We start from the raw sequence: 10,113 nt of genomic DNA, 5'->3' as shown, positions 1-10,113 counted from the left end.
CCGAAATGGTTCATCATCCCGGCACAGTTGGGCAAAAGTGCAGGCTCAACCATTCTCAGGATATCAATCAGAAACCCGAAGATAAGGCTGAAACTCCAGGACTTCCTCGACCAAATAAGCTCCATCAGCCATTCACTCAACTGCAATGCAGTTGAAATAGCCTGACAATGTACGTTTACAGCCAATTTATATCAAAAGAAAAACCTATGTGAAAGTTACAGTCTCCTCAATCGCAAAATGTGGGTTAAACATCTTTGAACTGTTTGCATTTAATAATGGCAGGTTACCGGATAATTTTCCGGGCCACTTGCAAAATTTTTTTGCAATCAGATTAGGGAGAATGACATGAGACCCACTGACCTGATTATTGATGTAATAGAAGGCAAAATTCCGGAACGTGTACCCACATTTTGCGCAGACCTTGACGAATGGCCTGTGCAGCAAGTGCTGGGCAAGCCTCTCATTCCCCCGAAGACGATCTTTTTGAATCCTCTGTCCCGTTTTATTTTAGACCGGTGGGGCAAAAATCTTAAAAAGGTCATAGTGGACCCGTTTGTCTGCTCGGGCATGATGAACCATGTCAAAGCGGCCTATATGCTTGGCTTTGATTCAACCTGGGTGTCATTCGAATGGCGTATCATGATGTGGGATTCAAAAACAATCGCACGGGTCACCGGATATGTATCAGACCTTATAGATGACGGGCACGGCAACATCTCATGGATGTATAAAACACCGCTTATAACGTCACCGGCAGCCTTTGAAGAGTGGCCATACTTTCCTGATTCCGATGAAGTGGCTCACAAATGTTATGATTTTTTCAGAAAGATCATAAGTAATTACGGGGATAAGATCTGCATCATGGGAAATGCATGTATAGGGCTCCACGATGCGGTGTTCCAATCCATAGGATTTGAGAAGGCTGTATTATATTTGAGGAAGGACCCTGATTTTATCAGGAGATTCATCGCATTCAACGAAGAATACCTGATTAAAACTACAATTGCCATGCTTGATGCCGGCCTTGACGTTATACTGCATGCCGATGATTTTTCACAAAAGACAGGGCCTATCATGAACCCGAAAATGATTGATGAGTTTTTCGGCGCTGCCTACACAAAACTTGCAAAGCTCGTACATGACAGGGGCAAAAAGATTCTGCTGCACTCCTGCGGGGATAATACAAGGCTCTTTGATCTGTTCATAAAATGGGGATTCGACGGAGGACACGCCTTTGAAAACACTTCCAATGTCGACATTGCCTATGAGAAAAAGGCTCATGGCGACAGGTTCACAATAATCGGCGGTGTAGGTATAGATTACCTGCTCACCTCTCGCTCAAAAAACTGAAGAGGTGGTCGAGGCCGTAAAACAGCTCATCAAGACTTGCGCCCCGGACGGAAGGTTCATCATAGGACCGGTACATGCACACTCCGAAATAGACGCCTCAAAGATCAGGGTCATGATCGAGACAGTGAAAAAGTATGGCAAGTACCCGATAGACATATGATTTCGTATAGAATTGAAACCTTACCCCGGAGATAAAACAACCTGCACCACCAAAGAATTTATTGACTTCAAAAGCGCATCAGACTTATTAATGAATCATATTCAGTTAAGATACTTACTCAAATCGGTTCAGGGGGAAACTTATGGCAGATAAACAGGAAATTGAGGTTGCGGCATCGAAAGTCCCGCTTGGTATGAAGCTCGGTTATGGCGTGGGTGATTTTGCCTTCAATCTGGGATTTCAGGTTTGCGCGCTTTATCTCATCTATTTTTTCACCGATATTTATATGCTCCCGGCAGCCGTTGCAGGTTCAATCTTCATGGTCTCCAAAATATGGGATTCCGTATGTGATCCGATTATCGGCATTATCAGTGATCATACAAATTCCAGATGGGGTCAAAAGCGGCCATTCCTGCTGTTCGGTGCAATCCCTTTAGGTATAGTCACATTTCTGCTCTTTTTCGGTCCGGATCTTTCTCCCGGCCTGCGAATTGTTTACGCCTATGCAACATTTATTCTTTTCTCTACGGTTATCGCCGCAACTAGCGTTCCATATGGGGCGCTGACAGCGGACATGACACTCGATGCCAAAGAACGCTCAAGCATCTCAGGCTTCAGAATGACCTGTGCTCTTTTCGGAACACTCTTCGCTGCAGCAGCAACAAAACCTCTGGTATCCTTGTTTCCCGATGAGGCAACCGGATTCAGGTGGGTAGGTGCTATATACGGTGTTATTATTGCCGTTATTGTTTTGATATCCTTTTCTTCCGTCAGGGAAAGGGTAAAGCACATTGAAGAAGAGAAGCTGCCGTTTAAAGAAAATTTCCGGGTAATAATTGCAAACATCCCCTTCCTTCTTCTCACAGGAGGAGTTACTCTTTACATGGTTGCAATCAATTTGCTGGCAATCGTAGTCACCTATTTCTTCAAGTACAACCTTCAGAGGGAAGAGCTTGTTCCCATCGCCTTTATCGCACTTTTCGTAACCGCTGCCGTTTTCATCCCGGCATTCGTCTGGCTGTCCAATAAGAAAAGCAAGAAATTCGGTTTCAATACCGGGATGGTCATACTTGCTGCAGCGCTTCTTGGAATGTTCTTTGTCCCGAAAGATAATATTTACCTTATATTCGCGATGTTCTTTGCTTCAGGCATAGGTATGTCAACAGTGTTTCTGTTTCCATGGGCAATAGTACCCGACACGGTTGAATATTCGGAATGGAAAACCGGTTTAAGAAGGGAAGGTACAATTTATGGATTCTACTTTCTCTGCTTCAAATTCGGTTCGGCAATATCGGGTTTTATAGCAGGAATCGGGCTCGACTTTTTCGGATATGTTGCGAATATACCCCAGACGGCAACTGCGCTCCTTGGAATCAGACTTTTGATATCGTTTGTGCCTCTGATATTTATCATCCTCGGAATGGCCCTGATCTCGTTTTATCCGATAGACTCAGCCTTTCATAAAAAAATTCTTGGCGAGCTTGCGTTAAGAGGAAAATAATATGGAACAGGATAAATCGATTGACAGGATAAAAAGGCTCAAACGCCGCTATCTGAAAGAAACACCTGTCATATCCATCGAAAGGGCCAGGCTCTTTACCGAGAAGTGGAATTCAATGGATTCATTGGCACCTAACGCCATAAAAGCATCCGTTTCCATGAGGCATGTCTACGAGAACATGGGTTTTCATATAGACCCGGACGACCGCATTGCAGGCACATGGACCGAAAATTTTCTCGGCATCCCTGTCGATATCGAAAGGGGGCTCTTTAACAACGTGTTCAAAACGGAGCTCGATGTCAGTTCCATGCTTTTCTATCAGGTTAAATCCAATGCAGGGTTCCTTTTATATATGTTCAGACGCCATGGCATAGCAAACTTCTTCCAGAACCTCGAAAAAATGAAGGGCCTGGGCATAGCCATGCCGTCAATCGGCCTGTCCACGATGGATAAGAGGAAGATAAATCCATATACGATAAAGCCCGAAGACAAACGCATCCTGCAAAAGGAACTCCTGCCCTTCTGGAAGGGAAAAACGCTTGTCGACAAAATCAAAACCGCACTAGATAAATCGGACATTCACAGGGGAGAGCTCGAAAGCCTTACTGCGGCAATGCCGCAATCGACATCGAGAAACGACATGGTAATATCGGCAGGTGCAGCACTCGGCACATGGCAGGGCCATCTCATACTCGATCATGAAACGCCTATCAGGAAAGGGCTGCTCGCCATGAAGGACGAGGTGAGCACGCTTCTGTCCGCGACCTGCGCCATGGCCGAGGATGAATACACATTTCTCAAATCAATTGAAACCGCTCTGGAAGGTGTGATCGTCTTCTCGAAACGCCTTGCCGAAAAGCTGGCAAACGAGTTCGAAAAGGAGTCCGACCCGGCAAGGAAACATATCCTTTCCGAAATGCACGGCATATGCTTAAAAGTCCCGCTCAACCCGGCCCGCACGTTCAGGGAAGCCGTGCAGGCTTACTGGACCGTGAAGACCGCCGTGGAACTGGCCGTGCCGTTTAACGTCCATGCCCCAGGCAGACTGGACCAGATATTTTACCCATATTACATGAACGACCTTAAAGAGGGTCTCATCACCGAAGAGGAGGCTTCAACCCTACTGCAGGAGCTTTTCCTCAAGATCATGAGCCACAACATGAGGCCGTATTCGAACTTCACCGCATACTTCACACAGCGTTACGAAGGATCCGAACCGGTCACCATGGGCGGCCTCACCCGTGACGGCAAAGATGCAACGAACGAACTCACTTATGTTATGCTGGATGCCGCGGCTCAGTCGAAAGCCTCTCTGAATTTCGCCGTGCGCGTTCACAAGGATTCCCCGAAGGAATTGATGGAAAAGGTAGCCGAACTCCACAGCAAGGGCAACTCCAGCATCTCGATCATGAATGATGAAATAGGCGTCAAGGCGCTCATCAGACACGGATTTTCACAGGAGGATGCGTTCGACTACGCCGTAACGGGCTGTGTAGATATGTGCTCACCGGGCAGAACCGGCGGCGAAGCGTTCAGCTCCATCCTTCTGTGCCGTACACTCGATATGACGTTAAGGAACGGCGACGCCCAGGTCGTCATCTGCCTTGTAAAGGATGCGGGAATAAAAACCGGTGATCCTGACTCGTTCAGGTCATTTGATGAATTCCTTGACGCCTTCTTCGCTCAAGCCGCTCTGCAGATCGAGAACATAGCCAAGGCATCGTACATACGCGACAGAGTTCATGCCGAAAACATGCCCGTACCGCTCATATCCGCATTCATTCAGGGCTGCCTCGACAAAAGAAAAGACGTGACTCTGGGCGGAGCAGTTTACGACCTTGAAGGCATCCTCTTCATGAACAGCATAGCGAACCTGATCGATTCGCTCTATGTCATAAAAAAATATGTCTATGAACAGAAGCGTTTCACGGTGAAAAAACTGCTCGAAGCAATCGACAGCAATTTCATCGGGTTCGAGGACATGCACAGGCAGATACTTTCTCTCGAGGGCAAGTGGGGCAATGCCAACCCCGAATCCGACGAACTGGCGCGGAAGGTCATGACCAGGCTCTTTGAAGAGGCATGTAAATACCGGACATATAAGGGCGGTATATTTGCACCTTTCATAAACAGCATGACAGCCCATACATACGACGGCCGGATATTCATAGCAACGCCCGATGGCAGGAAGGCGGCCAAGCCTTTTGCCGCCAGCTGCAATCCATATAATGTCGACACGAAAGGTCCTACAGGCGTACTCAAATCAGTAGCCTCTCTCGACTATTCGCATGTGCTGGGCTGCGCCGTGAACATACGCATGCACCCGTCAGGCATCGGAGAGACTGAAGAGATCAGGAAAAAGTGGATATCCCTTATCGATACTTATTTCAGGATGGGAGGAGAGCAGGTCCAACCGACAGTCGTATCGACCGAGGTTTTAAGGGCCGCCCAGAAAGACCCCGATGCATATGGAGACGTGATCGTCAAGGTGGGCGGCTACAGCGCATATTTTGTTGACCTGGGCTATGAGATACAGGAAGAGATCATATCCCGCTCGGAGCACCGGAGAACATAACAATGTTCCGATTCGCATTTAAGATGATACCGAGGCGTCAAGGAAGAAGCGACGCAGGCATACTTTTGACGTATGTCGAGGAGCATTCCGACGCAGACAACGAAGGCAGGGCTTAAATGCGGACCGGAACCGGGATTGTCTTCGATATCCAGCATTATTCCGTATACGACGGCCCAGGCATTCGCACCGTCGTGTTCATGAAGGGGTGTCCCTTGAGATGCGCATGGTGCCAGAATCCGGAATCGCAAAAGATAAAACCCGAAATCGGCTACCTCAAAGATAAATGCACAGGCTGCGGAAAGTGCGTTGAAGCCTGTCCGAATAAAGCCATAAAAATGACCGGCGGGCAATCGGATAAAAAATCGGCAAAGGGTTTGAAACGGCCTGACAGCCCTTCAATCAGTATCATTGTCCGCGATGACTCCCGTTGTGCCGTCTGCGGCAAGTGCGCCGATATCTGCGAGACAGGGGCGGTACAGGTGATAGGCAAAGAGATGAACTCGAAAGAAGTAACCGGCAGGGTCCTTCCGGACAAACCTTTCTATGACAACTCGGATGGAGGCGTGACGTTTTCGGGAGGCGAGCCCACCCTGCAGAAGGCCTTTCTGCTGGACATGCTGGGCATTATGAAGGAAGCGGGCGTTCATACAGCGATTGAGACGTGCGGTTGCTTCGAAAAGGGCCTGGCTGAGGAACTGATCCCTTTGACCGGCCTTTTCCTCTTCGATCTGAAAGAGATCGATCCCGAAAAGCACAAGGCATTCACAGGCGCTGATAATGCTTTGATACTGCATAACTTTACATCGATCCTTGAAAAGGCGGGCCCGGACAGGATCATCCCGAGGATTCCCATCATACCCGGATTCAACACGGATCATGTATCTATCGGCAGGATCGCGGGATTCTTAGCCGGTTCAGGCTACAAAGGCGTGATCAATCTCATGCCGTATAATCCGCTTTACAAGACCAAGTTCGACAAGATCGGCAGAGACGGCGAATACCGGGATTTCGGCAGGCTTGAAGAAAACAATATCGGGTGTATAACAGGCCTGTTCGAATCGTTTGGCATAAAGGCTCTCTGCCAGAGATAAACAAACATATCGAGGTGAATACAATGACTGATTCTTTCATCTTTGCCAGAATTCCCAGGATCGAGTTCGGCGCCGGTAAGTTCTCCATGCTGCCGGGCATCATTTCGGCATACGGCAACAAGGCGCTCATCATAGCGGGATGGCCATCATTCATGGATTCGGTAAAGTTCAATGAACTCGCCGGCGGCCTGAATGCCCGCGGAGTCACCTACTTCGTTGAACAGATATTGGGCGAGCCTTCGCCTGACTTTATCGACGGCGTAACGGGAAAATACCGCAGCGAAGGAATATGCGCCGTCGTATCCGTCGGTGGAGGCAGCGCCATGGATACCGGAAAGGCCGTCTCCGCCATGCTCAAGGTCGACAGGCCGGTAGCAACCTTTCTAGAAGGCGTAGGCAAAGAGAGCCATCCGGGCGTGAAGGTCCCTTTCATAGCCGTGCCCACAACATCCGGCACCGGCAGCGAGGCAACGAAGAATGCAGTGCTCTCTCATATCGGCGATAATGGCTATAAGAAATCCATCAGACATGATAATTTCGTTCCTGATGTAGCCCTGATAGACCCCGAGCTGATGATATCTTGCCCTTCCGCGGTCACTGCCGCCTGTGGCATGGACTCATTCGTGCAGCTGCTCGAATCATATGTCTCGGTTAAGCCCACTCCTATGACGGACGCACTTGCATTGAGCGGGATCGAGGCCGTTGAAAGAAGCCTGGCAAGCGCATGCACAGATGGAGCAAGTGATACGGGAGTACGCTCGGACATGGCGTATGGCGCTTTGATCTCCGGCATCACACTTGCCAATGCAGGCCTCGGAATCATTCACGGATTCGCCTCATCCATCGGCGGTTTCTTTAATATCCCTCACGGCGTCATCTGCGGCACGCTCCTCGCTGCGACAACGAAAAAGAATATCAAAGTTTTAAAAGAAAAAGACCCTTATGGGATTCAACTCAATAAACATGCCAGAGTCGGGGCTATTCTAAGCCGAAAGGTGTATGACGAATCAAAGGTTCCCGAACTCTGCGACCTGCTGGTCAATACGCTTTATGGCTGGACCGAAAAACTCCAAATGCCACTGCTGAGCAGGTACGGCGTAACAGAAGCAGACATCGAAAGAATCACCGCTGCAACCGAACATAAGAATAATGCGGTTAAATTGAGCAGGGAAGATATAGCGGAGATACTCAAAGAGAGGATATAGTCCAGGTCGTTATAACTTCGTATACCGTTGTCGCTCCTTGTGGAAACGCTGCGACATACGTTTAAGTATGCCTCGCATTTCCGCTTCGTCGCTCCTAGGTCTGCTTTGTTCTAGCGCCCTGTATGCGTGTAAAAGGAGCTGTGGGAGTTTTTTGTTCCATAGTTTAGATATAAATATTATTATAACCCTAAGGAGGATAACCATGGACAAGTTTGATGAAAAAACCTCTCAAATCACTGGGCGTAAAGATGACCGAAGAAAATTTCTAAAACGAATCTCAAAATACGTAGTAGGATTGGGTGTTTTTGGGTTTGCATCCCTTTTTGGATTAAAGAAAACAGGGGATTTGAGTCTTGGTATAATGAAGAATGTTAGATTTGGACTTTCAGAAGCGCAAGGAAAGTGCGGTTTCGCGGCCAATTGTGCTGGTGGGGGTGGTGAGTGTGGTTTTGCTGCAAATTGTGCCGGGGGTGGCGGAAAATGCGGTTTTGCAGCCAATTGTGCTGGTGATGGTGACTCAGGCGATAGCAGTGGTGGTGGACAGTGTGGTTTTGCTGCTAATTGTTCTGGTGGAGGTGGGAAATGCGGTTTCGCGGCCAATTGTGCTGGGGGTGGCGGAAGATGCGGTTTCGCTGCAGAATGCGCCGGGAATTGACCTTATAAAAAATATCAGCCAGAAGTGTAAAGTTTTGTTGAAGAGAAACTTGCACCATTATTGGCTACAAATATTGATTCTAAGGCATCATAATGTCCATACTTCAGCAAAAGCTTAAGCTCCCAAATGATTTTGTTAAGATTAAAAAGGGCAACAAGGTTTTATTCTTAAAACCTAGCGCGCCCGACTGGATAGTGGTTAGCAAAAATGGTGCTGCAATACTTCAGTTGTGTAATGGTAAAAGAACTGTTGAAGATATATCTGAATCGCTGTCAATGTTTTGGCGAAAGGATTCAAAAGAAAAAATAATTAAGTTTCTTGAAAATACTATTTCGAATACCACATTTTTTGCCCCTTCTTCAGCAATCCAGATTTATCAACCAAGCAGACTGCGAATAGTTCAACTATCTTTGGTTAAGGAATGCAATTTGAAGTGCATTTATTGTTATGCTACTGACCGACAAGAATCATCAAACAGGTTAACTCGTGATGATCATTTTAAGTTGTTAGATGATATTAATTACATTTCTAAAGATTGCGCCATTGTATTTACTGGCGGTGAACCATTGTTGTCCCCATATGTTGTCGAACTAGCCGAGCATGCAAAGGGTCTAGGCAACCAAGTCCACCTTTTGACTAACGGTACGCTCATAAATGAAGATAACACCAAAATAATTTCAGAGACATTTAATTTAATAAAAATAAGTTTAGATGGAAGCAACCCAGCAATTCATGATTTTCACCGAGGGCAGGGTTCTTTTACTAAAACAATTAAAGCTATTGAGCTACTTGTCCAGCAAGAGGCACCTCTACAAATTGCGATGACTGTAACCAAAAAAAATATCCATGACATTGATGCCATGACAAAGAAGTTTGGATCTCGCCTTACATTTGCGCCTCTTTTTGTTGCTGGCCGAGCAAAGACCAATAAGAAATTATCCATAACAGGCAAAGAGTACTATGAGGCACTTTCTTCTGTGAATGGAGTAAAACCATTAAGTTACTTATGCTCTTCGTTAGCTGCTTCCAAACAAAAACGTATTATGAAATGTGCAATTGGCGATGGAGAAATAAGCATCTCCGAAAACGGTGATGTGTATCCGTGTCAACTACTACACTTCCCTGAGTTTTGTGCAGGAAACATTAAAGAAAATTCCCTGGAATCAATTTATAATACATCGGAGGTGCTTCAGGCTTGTAAGAATCTTACTGTACTGGAAGTTTCAGGCTGCAAGAAATGTGATATACGATTTATCTGCGGTGGGGCTTGTCGAGCACGAGCTTTTTATGAAGAGAACAGAGTGGATGTTTCTGGAAGATTTTGTGAATACGAGAAACTTGCATTTGTTAATGGGCTTTTTGAACTACATGAGTTCTAATTTTATTATGAAAGGATAAAATATATGATAAAAAATAAACTTTTAATTGTAATAGCTCCGATCAAATCTGACAGTTGGGTAATTGAAAAGGAAGTACCCACGAGCTATTCTTTCTGAGGGGAAATAAAACAAAATCAGAAAGGAGAAAGCTAATGGGTACGGAAGACAAACTTATCAGAAGTAAGATGGGATTGCTA

8 protein-coding genes are annotated in these 10,113 nt (G+C 46.6%); all 8 read left to right on the top strand.

Annotated features, from left to right (window positions below):
• Positions 1-345: 345 nt before the first annotated feature.
• Positions 346-1,350, top strand: coding sequence for a uroporphyrinogen decarboxylase family protein (locus VIS94_04015; GenBank protein HEY9160236.1), 1,005 nt, complete (start codon positions 346-348; stop codon positions 1,348-1,350).
• A 4-nt stretch (positions 1,351-1,354) separates the two neighbouring features.
• Positions 1,355-1,510 (top strand): hypothetical protein, encoded by a 156-nt coding sequence (locus VIS94_04010; protein ID HEY9160235.1) that lies wholly within the window; start codon positions 1,355-1,357, stop codon positions 1,508-1,510.
• A 142-nt stretch (positions 1,511-1,652) separates the two neighbouring features.
• Positions 1,653-3,011, top strand: coding sequence for an MFS transporter (locus VIS94_04005; protein HEY9160234.1), 1,359 nt, complete (start codon positions 1,653-1,655; stop codon positions 3,009-3,011).
• 1 nt (position 3,012) lies between these two features.
• Positions 3,013-5,586, top strand: a complete 2,574-nt coding sequence (locus VIS94_04000) for a pyruvate formate lyase family protein (GenBank protein ID HEY9160233.1) — start codon at positions 3,013-3,015, stop codon at positions 5,584-5,586.
• A gap of 116 nt (positions 5,587-5,702) precedes the next feature.
• A complete protein-coding gene (locus tag VIS94_03995; GenBank protein HEY9160232.1) occupies positions 5,703-6,677 on the top strand; it encodes a glycyl-radical enzyme activating protein in 975 nt (324 codons plus the stop codon).
• A 23-nt stretch (positions 6,678-6,700) separates the two neighbouring features.
• Complete coding sequence (locus tag VIS94_03990; GenBank protein HEY9160231.1) at positions 6,701-7,882, top strand: iron-containing alcohol dehydrogenase; 1,182 nt, start codon at positions 6,701-6,703, stop codon at positions 7,880-7,882.
• 377 nt (positions 7,883-8,259) lie between these two features.
• Positions 8,260-8,655: a hypothetical protein gene (locus tag VIS94_03985; protein ID HEY9160230.1), complete on the top strand. Its 396-nt coding sequence runs from the start codon at positions 8,260-8,262 to the stop codon at positions 8,653-8,655.
• A complete protein-coding gene (locus VIS94_03980) occupies positions 8,630-9,916 on the top strand; it encodes a radical SAM protein (protein ID HEY9160229.1) in 1,287 nt (428 codons plus the stop codon). Before VIS94_03985 ends, VIS94_03980 begins: the two co-directional genes overlap by 26 nt.
• Positions 9,917-10,113: the final 197 nt, after the last annotated feature.

The organism is Desulfomonilia bacterium, assembly GCA_036567785.1.
Taxonomy (GTDB): Bacteria; Desulfobacterota; Desulfomonilia; order UBA1062; family UBA1062; genus DATCTV01.
The sequence above is the reverse complement of the archived record's forward strand: the minus strand, read 5'-3'. Positions and strand labels throughout refer to the sequence as shown.

What these genes read in the sequence shown, in the direction of transcription:
- VIS94_04015 (HEY9160236.1), top strand. Translation starts at nt 346, where the DNA reads ATGAGACCCACTGACCTGATTATTGATGTAATAGAAGGCAAAATTCCG.
- VIS94_04005 (HEY9160234.1), top strand. Translation starts at nt 1,653, where the DNA reads ATGGCAGATAAACAGGAAATTGAGGTTGCGGCATCGAAAGTCCCGCTT.
- VIS94_04000 (HEY9160233.1), top strand. Translation starts at nt 3,013, where the DNA reads ATGGAACAGGATAAATCGATTGACAGGATAAAAAGGCTCAAACGCCGC.
- VIS94_03995 (HEY9160232.1), top strand. Translation starts at nt 5,703, where the DNA reads ATGCGGACCGGAACCGGGATTGTCTTCGATATCCAGCATTATTCCGTA.
- VIS94_03990 (HEY9160231.1), top strand. Translation starts at nt 6,701, where the DNA reads ATGACTGATTCTTTCATCTTTGCCAGAATTCCCAGGATCGAGTTCGGC.
- VIS94_03980 (HEY9160229.1), top strand. Translation starts at nt 8,630, where the DNA reads ATGTCCATACTTCAGCAAAAGCTTAAGCTCCCAAATGATTTTGTTAAG.